Origin of the sequence: Lysobacter cavernae (assembly GCF_042648505.1) — a bacterium.
In the GTDB taxonomy this organism is placed as follows: Bacteria; Pseudomonadota; Gammaproteobacteria; order Xanthomonadales; family Xanthomonadaceae; genus Lysobacter_L; species Lysobacter_L cavernae.
In genome coordinates, this window is the sequence record NZ_JBHRXK010000036.1 from 1 (window position 1) to 588 (window position 588).

Genomic DNA, 588 nt, shown 5'->3' on the forward strand with positions numbered 1-588 from the left:
GTACGTCGGCACCACGCATCGAAGGTCTCGGGGCAAGCAGAACGGTAATGGGACAAGTCTATGCGGGTGGGAGGTATTTCAGCAGCCTGCTAACGCCTGAATTAAGCCGACCCGCGAAGCGGGTTCGGCTTGAATGAATTGTTAGCGCCCATTTATGTCGTAGCGCTTCTCAAGAAAACCAATGCCTACAAATGCGAAAAGCAATGCTGACACCGATAAGCCGGCTAAGGAATGGGCGGCGCCTGTTATGGCGAATTGAAGCGGACTTTGATCCCATGTGTAAGGGCCGCTGCGCTTCCAGCTGAGCGCACCGCCCGAAATTCCTACCCATACTGGCCAGGCAAGAGACGCAATAGCTAAACAAGAGCAGACAATCTTAAGCAAAAGCATCCTGCGCCGGAGCAGTCGTTCCTTAGCCTGCTGCTCTGCGCGCATTTGTCGATCGCGTTTAAGTTCTTCATCCCAGTTTTCGCGAAACTTGAGCATGGGCGCTAACGCCTGAGTTAAGCCGACCTGCGTAGTGGAGGTAAAAACATGGCAGGCTTTTTCTGCCATGTTTTTGCCGGAACGAAGCAGGTTCGGCTTGGA

General features: G+C 53.4%; 1 protein-coding gene. It reads right to left on the reverse strand.

Features of this window, described 5'->3' with window-relative positions:
- Nucleotides 1-141 precede the first annotated feature (141 nt).
- The coding region (locus ACFOLC_RS16150) for a hypothetical protein (RefSeq protein ID WP_386760292.1) at nucleotides 142-588 on the reverse strand (447 nt) is incomplete at its 5' end.